16 protein-coding genes are annotated in these 16764 nt (G+C 67.3%); 8 read left to right on the top strand and 8 right to left on the bottom strand.

All coding sequences use genetic code 11. The features are described 5' to 3' along the window. Positions 1–305: 305 nt before the first annotated feature. On the top strand, positions 306–1436 hold the full coding sequence (serC, locus tag ACHMXB_RS00250) for a phosphoserine transaminase (RefSeq protein WP_395401729.1): 1131 nt from the start codon (positions 306–308) through the stop codon (positions 1434–1436). Positions 1437–1591: 155 nt separating this feature from the next. Here the strand turns inward: serC and ACHMXB_RS00245 are convergent, their stop codons facing one another. Beyond that, the gene (locus ACHMXB_RS00245) at positions 1592–2185 is read right to left on the bottom strand and encodes a DUF3027 domain-containing protein (RefSeq protein ID WP_395401727.1); all 594 of its coding nucleotides are present in this window, start codon (positions 2183–2185) and stop codon (positions 1592–1594) included. An 8-nt stretch (positions 2186–2193) separates the two neighbouring features. Beyond that, on the bottom strand, positions 2194–2577 hold the full coding sequence (locus ACHMXB_RS00240; RefSeq protein ID WP_395401725.1) for a cold-shock protein: 384 nt from the start codon (positions 2575–2577) through the stop codon (positions 2194–2196). Positions 2578–2760: 183 nt separating this feature from the next. On the opposite strand from ACHMXB_RS00240, the gene ACHMXB_RS00235 reads away from it, so the two are divergent. The 6 genes from ACHMXB_RS00235 (at position 2761) to ACHMXB_RS00210 (ending at position 9914) form a co-directional block, all read left to right on the top strand. Next, positions 2761–2994 (top strand): hypothetical protein, encoded by a 234-nt coding sequence (locus tag ACHMXB_RS00235; RefSeq protein WP_395401723.1) that lies wholly within the window; start codon positions 2761–2763, stop codon positions 2992–2994. A 10-nt stretch (positions 2995–3004) separates the two neighbouring features. Continuing rightward, a complete protein-coding gene (locus tag ACHMXB_RS00230) occupies positions 3005–5497 on the top strand; it encodes a helicase-associated domain-containing protein (RefSeq protein ID WP_395401721.1) in 2493 nt (830 codons plus the stop codon). 13 nt (positions 5498–5510) lie between these two features. Beyond that, a complete protein-coding gene (locus tag ACHMXB_RS00225; RefSeq protein ID WP_395401719.1) occupies positions 5511–7154 on the top strand; it encodes a DNA repair helicase XPB in 1644 nt (547 codons plus the stop codon). 60 nt (positions 7155–7214) lie between these two features. Then, on the top strand, positions 7215–7928 hold the full coding sequence (locus ACHMXB_RS00220; protein WP_043419482.1) for a response regulator transcription factor: 714 nt from the start codon (positions 7215–7217) through the stop codon (positions 7926–7928). Positions 7929–8002: 74 nt separating this feature from the next. Further along, the gene (locus tag ACHMXB_RS00215; protein ID WP_395405035.1) at positions 8003–9499 is read left to right on the top strand and encodes a sensor histidine kinase; all 1497 of its coding nucleotides are present in this window, start codon (positions 8003–8005) and stop codon (positions 9497–9499) included. 127 nt (positions 9500–9626) lie between these two features. Continuing rightward, positions 9627–9914, top strand: a complete 288-nt coding sequence (locus ACHMXB_RS00210) for a WXG100 family type VII secretion target (protein ID WP_111902971.1) — start codon at positions 9627–9629, stop codon at positions 9912–9914. A gap of 78 nt (positions 9915–9992) precedes the next feature. Here ACHMXB_RS00210 and ACHMXB_RS00205 read toward each other — a convergent pair whose 3' ends face one another. From ACHMXB_RS00205 to ACHMXB_RS00180, 6 genes are all read right to left on the bottom strand, one after another. After that, positions 9993–11048, bottom strand: coding sequence for an RNase H family protein (locus ACHMXB_RS00205; protein ID WP_395401716.1), 1056 nt, complete (start codon positions 11046–11048; stop codon positions 9993–9995). Between the two features lie 119 nt (positions 11049–11167). Beyond that, complete coding sequence (gene groL, locus ACHMXB_RS00200; protein ID WP_395401714.1) at positions 11168–12796, bottom strand: chaperonin GroEL; 1629 nt, start codon at positions 12794–12796, stop codon at positions 11168–11170. Positions 12797–13096: 300 nt separating this feature from the next. Next, a complete protein-coding gene (locus ACHMXB_RS00195) occupies positions 13097–14383 on the bottom strand; it encodes an ABC transporter substrate-binding protein (protein WP_395401712.1) in 1287 nt (428 codons plus the stop codon). Further along, complete coding sequence (locus ACHMXB_RS00190) at positions 14383–14586, bottom strand: cold-shock protein (RefSeq protein WP_395401710.1); 204 nt, start codon at positions 14584–14586, stop codon at positions 14383–14385. Before ACHMXB_RS00190 ends, ACHMXB_RS00195 begins: the two co-directional genes overlap by 1 nt. A gap of 158 nt (positions 14587–14744) precedes the next feature. Next, positions 14745–15383 carry a LytR C-terminal domain-containing protein gene (locus ACHMXB_RS00185; RefSeq protein ID WP_395401708.1) on the bottom strand — a complete coding sequence of 213 codons (639 nt, stop codon included), beginning with the start codon at positions 15381–15383 and terminating at the stop codon, positions 14745–14747. Between the two features lie 49 nt (positions 15384–15432). Continuing rightward, positions 15433–15807, bottom strand: coding sequence for a DUF3263 domain-containing protein (locus tag ACHMXB_RS00180; RefSeq protein WP_395401706.1), 375 nt, complete (start codon positions 15805–15807; stop codon positions 15433–15435). Between the two features lie 140 nt (positions 15808–15947). Between ACHMXB_RS00180 and ACHMXB_RS00175 the strand changes: the two genes are divergently transcribed. Continuing rightward, positions 15948–16751 (top strand): uracil-DNA glycosylase, encoded by an 804-nt coding sequence (locus ACHMXB_RS00175; protein ID WP_395405033.1) that lies wholly within the window; start codon positions 15948–15950, stop codon positions 16749–16751. The last annotated feature ends 13 nt before the right edge of the window (positions 16752–16764 follow it).

Genomic DNA, 16764 nt, shown 5'->3' with positions numbered 1-16764 from the left:
ACCGTACCGCGGGCCCGCCGCACCGGGATCCGGCAAGCTGCAGCGGCGGTCCTGTATGACGGCGGCGCAGCACCGGCTGTCTGCCCGTACGTCCAGTGCCAGCTTAGCCTATTTTGAATTAGTCCGGATAATCCGCGGACCTGTGACGGGGGCCATCTCAGTGACTGGACTATGACGTGGGCGTGTTCCCGCGGTATCCGCGCTTCGGGCAGAATAAGGAGAGTCTTTCGTGGCGGTCATGGTGCCTGCCGGCCATCGCCCCGACCCAGCCGAACCGCACTTCCATGCCGAAAATTGGAGCCAATGTGAGCGACACCAGCATCACTATTCCCGCAAACCTCCTGCCCAAGGACGGACGGTTCGGCGCCGGTCCCTCCAAGGTCAGGCCCGAGCAGATCGAGGCCCTCTCGGCGGCCGCCACGACGCTCCTGGGCACGTCGCACCGCCAGGCCCCCGTGAAGAACCTCGTGGGATCCGTCCGCGAAGGCCTGAGCACCTTCTTCCGTGCCCCCGAAGGCTACGAGGTTGTTCTCGGCGTCGGCGGTTCCACCGCGTTCTGGGACGTCGCCAGCTTCGGCCTCGTGGAAGAGAAGGCACAGCACCTGTCCTTCGGCGAGTTCGGGTCCAAGTTTGCCGCGGCAACGAACAAGGCGCCGTTCCTCGCCGAGTCCTCCATCATCAAGTCCGAGCCCGGCACCTGCCCCGCCCCCAAGGCAGAGGCGGGCGTTGACGTGTACGCATGGCCGCAGAACGAGACCTCAACGGGCGTCGCTGCTCCCGTCCAACGAGTGAACGGCGCCGACGAGGGCGCGCTGGTGTTGGTGGACGCAACCTCGGCCGCAGGCGGCCTCGATGTCGACGTGGCCCAGACGGACGTCTACTACTTTGCGCCGCAGAAGAACTTCGCCTCCGACGGCGGGCTGTGGCTGGGGCTCTTCTCCCCGGCAGCGCTGGAGCGGGCCGAGCGCGTCAAGGCCAGCGGGCGCTGGATCCCGGACTTCCTGGACCTGAAGACCGCCATCGACAACTCCAAGCTGAACCAGACGTACAACACCCCGTCCCTGTCCACGCTCGTCACGCTGGATGCCCAGGTGCAGTGGCTGAACGCCAATGGCGGCCTTGACTTCGCCGCCGGCCGCACGGCCGACTCGGCCGGCCGCATCTACAAGTGGGCGGAAGCCTCCGAATTCGCTGCCCCGTTCGTTGCGAACGCCGCCGAGCGCTCCAACGTCATCGCCACCATCGACTTCGACGACTCGATCGATGCCGCCGCCATCGCCAAGGTGCTTCGCGCCAACGGCATCGTGGACACAGAGCCCTACCGGAAGCTGGGACGCAACCAGCTGCGTATCGCCACCTTCGTGGCCATCGAACCGTCCGATGTCTCCGCCCTGCTGGAGTGCATCGACTACGTGGTGGGCGAGCTGAAGAAGTAGCCAGCCGGCTTCGAGTTTTTGTCCAGATAATCGGGGTTGGAGGGCCTTTTAGCCCCATTATCTGGACAATAACTCTTCACTTAAAGTACGACGGCGTCGTCCGGGCTTGCGTCCGGACGGCGCCGTCGGTGGTTGTGAACCAATAATCGTTGTGATTAGTCGCGTTCTTGAGCGTCAGCCGCTGTCTCGGCGTCCGACTCTGCTTCAGCGTCAGCCGCTGTCTCGGCGTCCGACTCTGCTTCAGCGTCAGCCGCTGTCTCGGCGTCGGGCTCTGTTTCAGCGTCAGCCGCTGTCTCGGCGTCGGGCTCTGTTTCAGAGCCAGTGGGCGCCTCCCCCGGAGCTTCCTGCTCGTCCTGCTCCTGTGCGTCCTCCGGGCGTACGCGCTCGGCCCACGGGACCCACTCCGGAGCGAGGATCGAGTCTTCGGACGGGAGCAGGCCAAGCTCGTTGACCGTGATCACCTTGGAGCGGGAGTTGCGTGTCAGGACGGCATACCACTGCCAGCCGAGGTACCCCGGAAGCCGTGATTCGAAAAGGTGTGTCACCACGCGGTCACCCTCGGTCCGGGCGGCCAGGTGGTCCCCGATTTCGGATGCCTTCGCGATGCCTTCGATGGCGGTCCGGGCCGCGTCCACGGCAGCGGCCAGCACGGCGTCAGGCTTCCCCGTCCGCCATACCGGGACACCGGTGCGGCGCCGGGGTGCCTTGGGTTCCACCTTGGATTCGGCCTGTTCAGGTTCCGGGTTCATCGGGAGGCCTAGGCGTCCAGCTCGTCGGCAACCTTACGCAGGGCAGTGGCAATAGCCTTGCCCTTGTTGCCGTCCGGGTACTTGCCGGACGACAACGTGCCGGACAGGTTGTCCAGGACAGTCACCAGGTCCTGCACCAGCGGGGCAAGATCCCTCGCGTTGGGGCGCTTGGCCTTTGCGATGGACGGTGTCTTGTCGAGGACGCGCAGGCCCAGGGCCTGGGCGCCCTTGCGTCCGTCCGCGACGCCGAACTCAACCCGGGTGCCGGCCTTCAGTTCCGTAACTCCGGCGGGCAGCGCCGACTTGGGAAGGAACACTTCCTGTCCGTCCTCGCCCGCGAGGAATCCGAAACCTTTATCCTTGTCGTACCACTTGACCTTGCCGGTAGGCACCTAATCAACCTTCTTCGTTCTGACGTTCTGGGACACGGCCGGCCGTCACCGCATCCGCACTGATGTGCGGGTTCAGGGTATGACTGCCTGGTCCATGTTGGTCTGTTCCTTCAAGGTTATCCTGACTGGCAGGCTAATCCCGCTTTGAGGCGCGGCCGCGGCACTGCTGTTAGCGTTACGTCCATGACATCCGCGCGTATCCGGCGGCCACTGATGGCGGCCGCAGTGCTCCTTGCAGTTTTGTCCCTCGCAGCAGTCGGGGCGGTCATGGCCCTGGCCGCTGCGGGCCAGGCGGCGCCGCAGTGGATCACGTCAACGGCACTCTATGGCCTTCCGGCGGCCTTCCTGCTGATGCTCGTGCTGGTGGCAAACGGCGTTTCCGCCCGCCGCCGGGCAGGAAGCCCCGGCGGGCGGTAACGTTGGACTGATGTCCCTCATTCGAGCGCTCAGCAAGGAACTGGAGGCACGCAGCGACGAGTCGCTGCGGGCTTTGTTCGCTGCGCGGCCGGACCTGATCTCCCCCGGCGTTCCAGACTTCCCGGCCCTGGCCGCCCGCGCCAGCGCACGGGTGAGCGTGCAGCGGGCCTTGGAGCGCCTGAACCGTCCGCAGATGCAGGTGCTGGAGACCCTGCACCTGTGTACCAACACGGACACCGGGCACAGCGCATCGGCCGCGGTGCTGAAGAAGGCCATCGCAGGTTCAACTGTGGCGGCCATCGAGCAGCTCCTGCAGTCGCTGCACGATCTCGCCCTGGTGCAGCGGGCGGAGCCGCCGCACGGGGCTGGCCCCGGCGCCCAGAGGCAGCGCTTCTATCTTCCGGTGAGCAGCCTGAAGGACGTCGTCGGGATCTACCCGGCAGGGCTGGGGCGCAGCTACACCGAACTGGTCAGGCTGCAGCCGGCCTTCGCCCAGCGCGTTGTCCAGCTCGTAGCGGAGCTGCACCGCAGCGGCGCGGCCGTGCAGGCGGCCACCACACCAATGGAAGCAGCGCTGGCGCTGCAGCACTGGACCTCTTCCCCCGAGGGACTGCAGGCGCTCCTCGCCGGCGCCCCGGAACGGACCACGGCGCTCCTGGCCCGGTTCAGCAACTGGGCGATGGGTGCCGTACCCCAGGCCCAGCGAAAGGCTTCCGTCACCACTGAAGGTCACGACGTCGGGCCCGTCGACTGGCTGCTGGCCCGGGGCCTGCTGGTGCCGCTGGATGCGGCACACGTGGAACTGCCGCATAGCGTGGGCATTTCCTTGCGCGGCGGCGCCATCATCAACAACTTCTCCCTGGCTCCGCCCGCCCCGATGCTCGGCGTCACCACCGCCGCACTCCGCCGCAACGCCGCGCTCGGGGCTATCGCCGAAACCCTGCGCCTCACCGGCGAATTGCTGCAGGCGGTCAGGGACCAGCCCCTGGCCACCCTGCGGAGCGGCGGCGTGGGCATCCGCGAGATGCGCCGGCTCGCTGAGACCCTCCGCGTGGACCATCACACCACCGCGGTGATGCTGGAGCTCTGCGCCCTGGCGGGCCTGATCCGGCTGGACGTGGACAGTTCGTGCTGGGTGCAGCCGCCCCAGCTGGAATGGCTCGGGCTGCCGCGGCAGGAACAGTGGCTGTGGCTCGTCACCGCTTGGCTGGCCAGCGAGCGCGCCCCGTCACTCGTGGGGCAGCCCACGAACGGCCAGCCCGCTGGGCCCGCCAACCACCGGCCCGCCCCGGCGGCCACCGTCAACGCCCTCTCCGCCGAGGCGCAGCGGTCCGACGCGCCCGTCATCCGCAAGAGGATCCTGGAGATACTGCGGGAGCTGACGCTCGAGGCGGAGGTGCCGGACGGGGCGGCGCCGGTGCTCAATGCGGAGGCCGTGCTGCTGCGTGCCGAGTGGTCACAGCCCCGCATGGCGCGGCGGTTCAGTTCCCTGATCAGCGGCGTGCTTGCCGAGGCGGAGCTGCTGGGGCTGATCGGGTCCGGCGCGCTCAGCCAGCTGGGTGCCGCCATCGCCGCGGACGCGCCTGAGGACGCTATGGACCTCCTGGGCGAACATCTCCCGGCTGCCCTCAACCATGTGCTCCTGCAGGCCGACCTGACCGCGGTGGCGCCCGGCTACCTCGCCCCCGACCTGGCCGAGCAGCTCCAGCGGATGGCCGACGCCGAAGGGCAGGGCCCGGCCACGACGTACCGGTTCTCCGCGGAGTCCATCCGGCGCGCCCTGGACTCGGGCCAGGACGCTGCAGCCATCCTCGATTTCCTCCGCCGGTACTCCGCCACCGCCGTTCCGCAGCCGCTGCAGTACCTCGTGGAGGACACAGCCGCCAGGCACGGCAAGCTGCGGGTCGGGGCGGCGGCCAGCTTCATCCAGAGCGATGACGAAGCTGCGCTCAGTGAGCTCTGCCGGGAGGCTGCGGCCTCGTCCCTGGGCCTGGTCCGGATCGCCCCCACCGTCCTGGTCTCCATGGCCTCACCCCGGCAGACGGCCCTCGTGCTGCGCGGGCTGGGACTGTCCCCTGCCGTCGAAGAGGCCGGATCCGCCGTCGTCCGCCTCAACCGGACCGTCCCCCTTCCCGGCACCGGGCGCCCCGTCTACAGCGCGCCGCGCACCGCCCTTCCCGACGCCGACGTCGCCGCCCAGCTAGCCATTCTGCGCAGCCGTGCGGAGCACGGAGCCAGCCCCAACGGCTCCCGTCCGGCTGCCGCCGGCGCCGAGGAGGCGACCCAGCTGGGTCTGGAGACCCTGCACAAGGCCATCCGGCTCCGGCAAAAAGTGGTCATGAACGTCGTCGACAGCCTGGGTAATGCGAAACTGGAAACCGTTGTTCCGGTCTCCGTGGCGGGCGGGCGCGTCCGCGTCTTCGACCCCGCCAAGGACACGGAGCGGGTGCTCTCCATCCACCGGATCATCGATATCGAGGCAGCAGAGGAAATGCAGCAGTGAAGGTTCTACCTGCGTGAATGACGGCCCCCTGATTGTCCAGAGCGACAAGACCATCCTCCTCGAAGTGGACCACGAGCAGGCGACGGAGGCCCGGCACGCCATCGCGGCCTTCGCCGAACTGGAGCGCGCACCCGAGCACATGCACAGCTACCGGCTCACGCCGCTGGGGCTGTGGAACGCCCGGGCAGCAGGGCTCGACGCCGAGAAGGTGCTGGATACGCTGCTGAAGTATTCCCGGTTCCCCGTGCCGCACTCGCTGCTGATCGACATCGAAGAAACCATGTCCCGCTACGGCCGGTTGCGGCTGGAGAAGGACCCCCAGCACGGCCTGGTCATGCGGACCAGCGACTACCCGGTGCTCGAGGAGGTCAGCAGGGCCAAGAAGATCCAGCCGCTGCTGGGCCCGCGCATCGACGCCGAGACAGTGGTGGTCCATTCCTCCCAGCGCGGCCAGCTGAAGCAGCTGCTACTGAAGATCGGCTGGCCCGCGGAGGACCTGGCGGGCTACGTCGACGGGGCCCCGCACCCCATCATGCTGAACGAGTCGGGCTGGACGCTGCGGCCGTACCAGCGGCTGGCCACGGAGAACTTCTGGGCCGGCGGCAGCGGCGTCGTCGTGCTTCCCTGCGGTGCGGGCAAGACGCTTGTGGGCGCCGCGGCGATGGCCACCAGCTCCACCACGACGCTGATCCTCGTCACCAACACCGTCTCGGCACGGCAGTGGAAGGACGAACTGCTCAGGCGGACCTCGCTGACGGAGGATGAGATCGGCGAGTACTCGGGCGCCGTCAAGGAAGTCCGCCCGGTGACCATCGCAACGTACCAGGTCCTCACCACCAAGCGAGGCGGCCTCTACCCGCACCTGGAGCTCGTCGACGGCCACGACTGGGGCCTGATCATCTACGACGAGGTCCACCTGCTGCCGGCCCCGATCTTCCGGATGACGGCGGACCTGCAGGCCCGGCGGCGGCTCGGCCTGACGGCGACGCTGGTGCGTGAAGACGGCCGGGAGGGTGAGGTTTTCAGCCTCATCGGCCCCAAGCGCTATGACGCACCATGGAAGGACATCGAGGCCCAGGGCTACATCGCCCCCGCGGACTGCGTGGAGGTCCGCGTGGATCTTCCCAAGGACGAGCGCGTGGCGTATGCCATGGCCGAGGATGCGGACAAGTACCGGCTGTGCGCCACGTCCGAGACGAAGACCCTCGTGGCCGAACAGCTGGTGGCGCACCACCGCGGCGAGCAGGTCCTGGTAATCGGGCAGTACATCGACCAGCTCGACGAGCTCGGCGAGCGGCTGGATGCCCCGGTCATCAAGGGCGAAACCCCGGTCAAGGCCCGCCAGAAGCTCTTTGACGCCTTCCGCGCCGGGGAAGTCCAGACCCTAGTGGTGTCCAAAGTGGCCAACTTTTCCATCGACCTGCCCGAGGCCTCGGTGGCCATCCAGGTTTCCGGCTCCTTCGGTTCGCGCCAGGAGGAGGCCCAGCGGCTCGGCCGACTGCTGCGGCCCAAGCAGGACGGACGCGCGGCCCGGTTCTACTCCCTCGTTGCCCGCGACACCCTGGACCAGGATTTCGCGGCCAAGCGCCAGCGTTTCCTGGCCGAGCAGGGCTACGCCTACCGCATCATGGACGCCAAGGACGTCGAATCCTGCTGACCCAACCAACACACAACATTCATCCAGAAAACTCCCAGATTCTGGGAGCATCATGGGAATATGAAAAAGAACAGCGCCGAAGCGAAGCTCCTCGTGGTTGATGACGAACCGAACATCCGCGAGCTGCTCTCCACTTCCTTGCGCTTCGCCGGCTTCGAAGTGGTGTCCGCGGGGAACGGGCGGGAGGCGCTGGCTGCCGTTGAGGCGCACGCACCCGACCTCGCGGTGCTGGACGTCATGCTTCCGGACATGGACGGCTTCACCGTCACCCGCCGGCTGCGTGCGGCGGGCAAGCATTTCCCTGTCCTGTTCCTGACCGCCAAGGATGACACCGAGGACAAGGTCACCGGGCTGACGGTGGGCGGGGACGACTACGTCACCAAGCCCTTCAGCCTTGATGAGGTGGTGGCCCGCATCCGTGCCGTGCTCCGCAGGACGCAGCCGATGCTGGAGGATGACGAGGCCGTCATCCGGGTGGATGACCTGGAGCTCGACGACGACGCCCACGAAGTGCGCCGCGGCGGCAAAGTGATCGAGCTGTCCCCCACCGAGTTCAAGCTGCTGCGGTACCTGATGCTCAACCCGAACCGGGTCCTTTCCAAGGCACAGATCCTGGACCACGTCTGGGAATACGACTTCAACGGCGACGCCTCCATCGTGGAGTCCTACATTTCCTACCTGCGGCGCAAGGTGGACATCGATCCCGACGCCCCGGCCCTCATCCAGACCAAGCGCGGCGTCGGGTACGTGCTGCGGACAGCAGAAAAGCGCTGACCTTGCTGGAACGATGGAAGTCAGCGCTGGACCGCTGGAAGTCCGCCAACCTCCGGTCCCAGCTGGTGGCCATCATGATGGCACTCCTGCTGGTGGCCCTGGCGGTGACCGGCGCCGGCACCCTGACACTGCTGCGCACGTACCTCGAGGGCCAGGTGGACGACAAGCTCGGGGCCGCCGTCGAATCCATCCAGGAACAACGGTCCTTCAGCCAGCTTCTCGTGCCAAACCCCGTCGTTCCCACGGACTACTCCGTGGTGGTGTACTATCCGGGCGCCCAGGGCCGGCGGCTGGGCGGCACGGAACTCCACCGTCCGGCCATCGATACCATTTCCGTGGACGAGGCCCGCGATCGCGGGCTGGAGCCGTACCAGGTCCGCGGCAAGGACGGGGCGAACTGGCGGGTGGTAGCGGTCAGCATCGTGGACAGCAACCAGCAGAGGTCAGTGCTGGTCATCGGGCTGCCGCTTTCGTCCGTGGATGAGGTACTGCGCCATGCCACCCTGGTTGTGGTGGGCGCGGGGCTGTTGGCCCTTATCCTGGCTTTCTTCATCGCCAACTGGACAGTGACCCGGTCCTTCCGGCCGCTGGCCAGGGTGGAAAAGACCGCTGCGGCCATCGCCGCCGGTGACCTGTCCCGCCGCGTCGACGTGGAGAATCCGACGACGGAGGTCGGCCGCCTGGGCCAGTCACTGAACGCCATGCTCGCCCACATCGAGGCAGCGTTCGCGGCACGGATGGCCTCCGAGGACCGGATGCGCCGGTTCGCCGCCGACGCCTCGCACGAGCTGCGCACCCCGCTAGTGACGATCCGGGGTTACTCGGAGCTGTACCGGCACGGCGCCTTGCAGTCCTCCGAGGACGTGGCCAATGCCATGGGCCGGATCGAGAGTGAGGCCAAACGGATGGGGTCCATGGTGGAGGACCTGCTGCTGCTGGCACGCCTCGATGAGCAGCGTCCGCTGCAGCGCAAGCCCATCGACCTGCAACTGCTCGCGCATGACGCCGTGGTTGACACGCAGGCCAGTGCCCGGACGCGGGCCATCACTCTGACGGGCCTCCACGGCGGAAGCGCCGGGCCGGCACCGGTGCTGGGAGATGAAGCGAAGCTCCGCCAGGTCATCGGCAATCTCGTGGGCAACGCGCTGCGCTACACGCCGGAGGGAACACCCATCGAAATCGCGGTGGGCGTCCGGCAGGGCGGCTCCGGTTCAGCCCAGGCGGTCCTCGAGGTCCGGGACCACGGGCCCGGAATCTCCGACACCGAAGCCACCAAGGTCTTCGAGCGCTTCTACCGGGCCGATACCTCCCGTACCCGGGATACGGGCGGCAGCGGCCTCGGCCTGGCGATCGTGGCCGCCATCATCGGCTCGCACGGCGGCTCCGTCCGGGTGAATGGTACCGACGGCGGAGGCGCGACACTCGTGGTCAGCCTCCCGCTCCGGGAGGACTCCCCCCGCGAGGACGGCATCGAAGCGGACAGGATCGGGACGTTCTCGGACGACAGTATGGCCGGAGACGGCGCTGCCGCCGGGAAGCGGGTTGCCGGCGGGAACCGTTTATCCACATAGCGGAGCGCGTTGTGGCACCGCCTGCCGTCGGGTTCCTAGGCTCGATGTAGCGGACCGGAATGGCCGGTCCGCCAGCCATTGCGACTGTCCTGCTGGGGCAGTCCCCCAGGATGTCGAGAGGCCCGTCATGAGCATCATTTCCGTCGATACCGACCTACTGCAGGTGAAATCAGCCAACGTCAAGGCGACCGTTGACCGGATCAGCGCCGACGTCCAGGCGATGAAGCACGGGCTGGATGAACTGCAGGCCACGTGGCGCGGCTCGGCTGCCACCAACTTCCAGGCGCTCGTTGCCGAGTGGACGCTGACCCAGGGCAAGGTCGAGGCCTCCCTCGCCTCCATCAACCTGGCCTTGTCATCGGCTGCGGACACCTATGCGCAGGCGGAGCAGGGCAACGCGCAGCGCTTCAGCTGACGCCTACGGTTAGTCACCCGCGGCCGGGCTCAGGCTTCGGGGCAACTCCGGCTTCCGGCAACTCAGCGCTTTGGGCCCTCAGGCTTCTGGCGTGCCCTGGTGGAACCGCAGGCGCCACTGTTCGCCGTCCAGGACCCACAGGGAGCTTCGCAGGGCTGAGCCGGCGCGGGAGTAGCTGCGGTAGGTCAGCAGGACCGTGTCCGTGCCGATCCGGTCCGCACTGAGCACGTCCAGATCAACAGGACCAGCCGGGCTTTCCTCGAGTGACATCATCATGGCGTCGCGCGTCCAGAGGCGTCCGGCTGTCCCGATTTCGGTGAAGTCAGGGTGCAGGAGCTGACCCGTCCGCCCGATGTCGCTGCGGACATCCGGGCGGAGGAGTTCGCGTTCCAGGGCCTCGACCGTTTCTTCGGGCGTGGCGCCCTCCGGGGCTTCCGCGAACGCATCGACGCCAAGTTCGTCGGCGCCCAGTTCGCTGAAGAGGTCAGGCTCGTCGGATCCGAAAAGCGCCGGGGCGGCGGGCTCCGGGCGAACCCTAATGCCGGCTTCCGCACGGGAGGGAGCGCCGGCTTCCGCGCGGCGGGCCGGTGTTTCGGACTCAAACAGTGAAGGGATACCGCCCTCGCCCCGGCCCTCCTTGACGGCCCGCCGGGCCGCTGCCGGTTCGGCGTCGGGAAACCCCGGGCCTGACCGGGCGGCGACGCCCTGCTGGTAGGCAATTGCCACGGCCCGGGCGCGTTCGTCGGCGGCTTCGTTCAGCTCGTGCCCAGCGTGGCCCTTGACCCATTCGAACCTGTACTTCCGCCCGGCGAGCTCCCGGTCGATGTCCTTGAGGATGTCCACGTTCAGCACGGGTTTGCCGTCCGCTTTGCGCCACCCTTTGCGCTTCCATCCCGGCATCCACTTCGTCACGGAATTGATCACGTACTGGCTGTCGCAAAGTATGTGCAGGTCCTCGTCCGGGAGGTGTGCTGTGGAGCGGAAGAGGTCCAGGACGGCCATCAGCTCACCCTGGTTGTTGGTTCCGTGCGGCCAGCCGCCGGCCCGCCAGCAGTCGTCGTTCACGTACCAGGCCCACCCCGCGGGACCCGGGTTTCCCAAAGCCGAACCGTCGGCTGCTGCAGTAATCGTCACCGAACCATCCTGCCAGACTGCACGGACAAAGATGCACGGACAAAATGCGCAGACAAAAAAGTGCGGCCCCCTCCGTGGAGGGGGCCGCACTCGTTAGCCAGCTGGGAGCAGCGGGGAGGCTAGAAGCCGCCCATGCCACCCATCTCGTCGCCGCCGCCCATGGCGGGAGCGTTCTTCTCCGGCTTGTCGGCTACGACTGCCTCGGTGGTGAGGAACAGGCCGGCAATGGAAGCCGCGTTCTGCAGGGCAGAGCGGGTTACCTTGACCGGGTCGTTGATGCCGGCGGCCAGCAGGTCGACGTATTCGCCGGTTGCTGCGTTCAGGCCGTGGCCGGCAGGCAGGCCGCGGACCTTGTCCACCACAACGCCGGGCTCGAGGCCTGCGTTGTAGGCGATCTGCTTCAGCGGGGCGTCGATGGCAACGCGGACGATGTTCGCACCGGTTGCTTCGTCGCCCTGGAGCTGCAGGTTGGCGAATGCCTTGGCGCCGGCCTGGATCAGGGCCACGCCACCACCGGCAACGATGCCCTCTTCGACGGCAGCCTTGGCGTTGCGGACAGCGTCCTCAATGCGGTGCTTGCGCTCCTTGAGCTCAACCTCCGTGGCGGCACCGGCCTTGATGACTGCAACGCCGCCGGCCAGCTTGGCCAGGCGCTCCTGCAGCTTCTCGCGGTCGTAGTCGGAGTCGGAGTTTTCGATCTCGGCGCGGATCTGGGAAACGCGGCCGGCGATCTGGTCGGCGTCGCCTGCACCTTCGACGATGGTGGTCTCGTCCTTGGTCACGACAACCTTGCGTGCCTTGCCCAGGAGCTCGAGGCCGGCGGTCTCAAGCTTGAGGCCGACTTCCTCGGCGATGACCTGTCCACCGGTGAGGATGGCGATGTCGGCCAGCTGCGCCTTGCGGCGGTCACCGAAGCCCGGAGCCTTGACGGCGACGGACTTGAAGGTGCCGCGGATCTTGTTGACGATCAGGGTGGCCAGAGCCTCGCCCTCGATGTCTTCGGCAATGATCAGCAGCGGCTTGTTGGACTGCATGACCTTCTCGAGGACAGCAACCAGTTCCTTGACGTTGGAGATCTTGGAGTTGACGATCAGGATGTACGGGTCTTCGAGGACCGTTTCCTGGCGCTCGGTGTCCGTGACGAAGTAAGCGGAGATGTAGCCCTTGTCGAAGCGCATGCCTTCGGTGAGCTCCAGCTCGAGGCCGAAGGTGTTGGACTCCTCGACCGTGATGACGCCTTCCTTGCCCACCTTGTCCAGGGCTTCGGCGATCAGGGCGCCGATTTCGTCGTCACCGGCGGAGATGGAAGCCGTGGCGGCGATCTCTTCCTTGGTTTCGATTTCCTTGGCGGAGTTCAGCAGCTCGGCGGTGACGGCTTCAACAGCCTTCTCGATGCCGCGCTTGAGGGACAGCGGGTCAGCGCCGGCCGCGACGTTGCGCAGGCCTTCCTTGACCAGTGCCTGGGCCAGGACGGTGGCCGTCGTGGTGCCGTCGCCAGCGACGTCATCCGTCTTCTTGGCAACTTCCTTGACCAGCTCGGCGCCGATCTTCTCGTAGGGATCGTCCAGCTCGATCTCCTTGGCGATGGAAACACCATCGTTGGTGATCGTGGGGGCGCCCCACTTCTTTTCGAGGACGACGTTGCGGCCACGCGGGCCGAGGGTGACCCGGACGGCGTCGGCGAGGGTGTTCAGGCCCCGCTCAAGACCGCGGCGTGCCTCTTCATCAAATGCAATGATCTTGGCCATAACGGCAGTAGTCCTTTCGGGACAGTCGTTAAGAAGGAACCTCGCTGCGGTGCCCGCGACGGACGATCTTTTCCGCAGGCCTATGTACGCCCAACGGTCCGGATCTCACCCCAACCAGGTGTTTCTTTCGCTCCTTGCGCCGGTGCCGGGGGTGCGCCGGCCGGAACCGGTCAACCCTTTAGCAGTCGGCACGCTGGAGTGCTAATCAATAATTAGCACTCCCCCGGGGAGAGTGCAAGCAGATGTGCTTGTAAATCCCGCGAACGCGGAGAGTATTCGCTGCCAGCGATCAACCAGCGGTCAGCCGGCAGACCTGCCGGCGGCCTCACTTCCCGTGAGCTTGGCTTTGTTGTCGGCCCCGTACGTGAACACCATGTACCTGGCGGCAGTGACGTCGCCGTTCGCATCGAAGCGGACGGGGCCAGATTCGCCGTCGTAGTCGATGGCCTTCCCGTCCCGGATGGCGGCGAGGCAGTCCTTGTATGTCGGGCAGACGGCCGGCTGGCCTGATGGCGAGGCGGACGCCCGGCTGCCCGAAGTGCCGCCGGAGACAAAGATCAGCGTACCGGCGATGGAGGTACCGGCGTCGTCCTCCGCCACAGCAGCGGCCAGGGCCGCAAGATTCACCGCATCATAAGTCTCGGCCGCGAACGTCGTATCCTTGAGTCCCCCATCGATGGCCACGAGTTCAGCCTGGAAGTGCGCCGAGGGGAAGACTCCGGGCACCAGGGCGCGGGCCCCCTCCAGCGACTTTGATCCGAGTGCGGACCCGTACTGCCTGAAGGCGGCGTCGCCCAAAATGAGTTTGTTTCCAGGCACTCCGGCGTTGGTGAGCTCGGCGATGGCTCCCTGCGCACCGTCCCTGGCCAGAACGACGACGGCGTCCGGCGCCGCGTCGCGGGCGGCGGCAGCTGACTGCTGCGCCTCGCCCGCCTTGAAGCCGGAGACGGTGACGGGGTCCAGCCCGCTGGCCTTGGCAGAGGCGGACACTGCTGCAGACACGGCCTGGCCGTAGGTGCCGTCCTCGTAGACCACCGCAAGGCTTTTTGCACCGGCATCCCGGGCGAGTTTCACCAGAACGGGAGCCTGTGCGATGTCAGCCGCCGCCGTGCGGAAGTAGTAGCCCCCGCTCTTGTAACTGCTGAGTTCCGGAGCCGTGTTGGCGGGAGAGATGAGCGTAATCCTGGCTTTGGACAGCACGTCGATGGCAGCGGGCGCCCGGCTGGAATCGGTGGGACCAATCACGACGTCCGCTTTGGCATCAACGAGTTTCCGGGCCTGGGCAGCGGTGTCGCCCCCGGTGGTTTGGGGCAGCAGCTCCACGGGCCGGCCCTTGTGCCCGCCAGCAGCGTTGATCTCCTGGACGGCGAGCTTGGCGGCGGCCAGCTGGGCGGCGTTCAGGAAGGACTGCGGCCCGGTGTTGTCGAGGACCAGCCCGATCCGCAGGGTCCCGTCGCCGCTGGCTTCAACCGGAGCAGTCCGGGCGTTGTCCCCGGACCCGGAGCAGGCGCCGAGTGTCAGCGCAGCGGCGGCACACCAGCCGGCGGCGCCCCAGACGGCAGGAACCCTGAGACCTGCGCGTGCCACTAGACGGGCCGGACCTTTTCGGCCTGCGGACCTTTTTCGCCCTCGCCCACTTCCAGTTCCACGCGCTGGCCTTCGTCCAGCGCCCGGAACCCGTCGGTCTCGATGGCGGACCAGTGCACGAAAACGTCGTCGCCTGACTCGTCAACGGTGATGAAGCCGTAGCCCTTTTCCGCGTTGAACCACTTCACGGTTCCCAATGCCATGATCCCCACACTTTCAGGTTGCTTCCGCAAGGCCCACGTCGACGTGTGCCGTGAATTACGCCTTGAAGCCTGCCATCACTCTATCGAGTCAGGCCCGTTGAGGCGCAGGCCTGCGGCCCGGCGCGGAGGCAATAGTTATTCAGGCGTAACCGGAATTGCTACTGGTAGCCGGGGCCCAGCACCACTGCAACGGGCGTGCGGAAGTCCGCACTCTCCACCAGCGTGGGGATGTTCAGCAACGCGCTGAGCGCCTCGGCGCTGGCACGGTGGGCAGCGTCGGAGTAGAAGATCACCGACTGCTGCTGCGGGGCGCCCTGCCAGTTGGCCACCTCACCGAGAACCCAGCCATCGGCCTTGACCGTGGCACCTACCCGTCCGGCCAGTCCGGAGGTCAGCGTTCCGTTGAAAATGGCGACCGGCTGCGACTTGTCCACGGCTGCAGGTGCAATGGTCTCCGAGGTGGCGGGCTCCAGCGCGGAGGGCGAAGCCGGTTCGGAGGCGGACGCCGAGGCCGAAGGGGTGGCGCTGGGCGTCGCACTTGCAGAGGGCGTCGCCGTGGGGCTGGCCGGCGCCGTTGACGTGTCGGCCGCCGCGGCGGGCGGCGGCGTGATGGCGGGCTGCAACCCCAGCTGCGGCAGCAGGAGGAAAGCAACCAGGCCGACGGCGAGCGCCGCGATTCCCACGGAAAGGATCGGCCACAACTTCGGGCGCGACGGCGCGGAGGCAGCGCGGTGTACGCCCTGCCGGGAGGAGACCTCAGGCACCCTGTCGAATTCGTCCCGAGCAAAATTAGTCATGGTGAAGAGGCGTCCTTGTTGGTTTTCGCCGGCAGTCCGGCACTAGCAGTTACGCGTCAGATCCAAGGCGGCGTGCAGTGCGGGCCCGCTGACGTGACGTACGTAGTCTACGCAATCTCTTCACGAGCATGGGGTCGTGGGCCAGCGCGTGCTCTGTATCGATCAGTGCGTTGAGGATCTGATAGTAGTGCGTCGCGGACAGGTCGAAGAGCTCCCGGATGGCCTGTTCCTTGGCGCCGGCGTACTTCCACCACTGCCGCTCCAGAGCGAGAATCTGCTGCTCCCGCTCGCTCAGCGGCGAGTCCCTGAGCTTGAAGTCGTCCAGCAGTGAGCCGCCCCGCAGCCCGTGCTCCAGCGCTGAGTGCTGCTCTGGATCCCGTCCTGGATCCCGCTCTGCGAGGTGGTCCTGCAACGGCTCGGCCACTGCGCTCTCCTTAGCTGAATCCGGTCAAAGTACCTCCCCTATGTTACGGAGGAATAACAGCGTTGTCATTTGCGCCACGGCGGCACCCCTCGGCCCGTTCCAAGGGAAGGGCAGCAGGCTTCGGACAGCTGTACGGGAGAATGGACACCGTGACGGAACCTGAACCGCTCTTCGATTTGGAACCTGCAACGGCGGCCGGCCCGGACTTTGCGGAGCTGGCCGGGCTCCCCTTCGGCGAGCTTATGGCACCCGACTGGGCCGACGCCCTTGCCGGGGTGGAGGCCGAGTTGAGGTCCGTGCTGACTTTCCTGGCGGCCGAGGAGGCGGCCGGGCAGCGGGTGCTGCCGTCGGCGTCGAACGTCCTCCGGGCATTCCGGCAGCCGTTGAACGGGGTGCGGGTCCTGATCGTCGGCCAGGATCCCTACCCCACCAGAGGACACGCCGTGGGGCTCGCCTTTTCCGTGGACGCCGGCACCCGGCCCATCCCGCGCAGCCTGGCCAACATCTACAAGGAGCTTGCATCGGACCTGGGTCTGCCGCCGCGGATCCACGGTGACCTCGGCGCCTGGGCGGACCAGGGCGTGCTGCTGCTGAACCGGGCGCTCAGCGTGCGTGAGGGCGCCGCCGGCTCGCACCGCGGCAAGGGCTGGGAAACGATCACGACGGCGGCAGTGACCGCCGTCGTCGGCCGCCGGACAGCGGAGGGAACCAGCGCGCCGCTGGTGGCAGTGCTTTGGGGCAAGGACGCCGAGAGCGTACGGCCCCTCCTGGGCACCACCCCTGTGGTGGCCAGCGTCCACCCCAGCCCGCTGTCTGCCTCGCGCGGGTTCTTCGGCTCCCGGCCGTTCAGCCGCGCCAACGCGCTGCTGACAGAACAGGGCGCCGACCCCGTGGACTGGGAACTCCCCGCCGTCCCGCTCCTCAGCTCCGGCCAAGGAGCTTAGGCTAGGCTTACCC

Source organism: Arthrobacter sp. UC242_113, assembly GCF_044054585.1.
Lineage (GTDB): Bacteria > Actinomycetota > Actinomycetes > Actinomycetales > Micrococcaceae > Arthrobacter.
Note: the sequence above shows the minus strand (reverse complement) of the source record. Positions and strands in the feature narration are given on the sequence as shown.

Coding starts and splice junctions, on each gene's coding strand:
- ACHMXB_RS00245 (WP_395401727.1), bottom strand. CDS start 2,185: ATGAACCCGGAACCTGAACAGGCCGAATCCAAGGTGGAACCCAAGGCA.
- ACHMXB_RS00190 (WP_395401710.1), bottom strand. CDS start 14,586: ATGGCATTGGGAACCGTGAAGTGGTTCAACGCGGAAAAGGGCTACGGC.
- ACHMXB_RS00215 (WP_395405035.1), top strand. CDS start 8,003: ATGATGGCACTCCTGCTGGTGGCCCTGGCGGTGACCGGCGCCGGCACC.
- ACHMXB_RS00175 (WP_395405033.1), top strand. CDS start 15,948: ATGGACACCGTGACGGAACCTGAACCGCTCTTCGATTTGGAACCTGCA.
- ACHMXB_RS00210 (WP_111902971.1), top strand. CDS start 9,627: ATGAGCATCATTTCCGTCGATACCGACCTACTGCAGGTGAAATCAGCC.
- ACHMXB_RS00230 (WP_395401721.1), top strand. CDS start 3,005: ATGTCCCTCATTCGAGCGCTCAGCAAGGAACTGGAGGCACGCAGCGAC.
- groL (WP_395401714.1), bottom strand. CDS start 12,796: ATGGCCAAGATCATTGCATTTGATGAAGAGGCACGCCGCGGTCTTGAG.
- ACHMXB_RS00185 (WP_395401708.1), bottom strand. CDS start 15,383: ATGACTAATTTTGCTCGGGACGAATTCGACAGGGTGCCTGAGGTCTCC.
- ACHMXB_RS00235 (WP_395401723.1), top strand. CDS start 2,761: ATGACATCCGCGCGTATCCGGCGGCCACTGATGGCGGCCGCAGTGCTC.
- ACHMXB_RS00220 (WP_043419482.1), top strand. CDS start 7,215: ATGAAAAAGAACAGCGCCGAAGCGAAGCTCCTCGTGGTTGATGACGAA.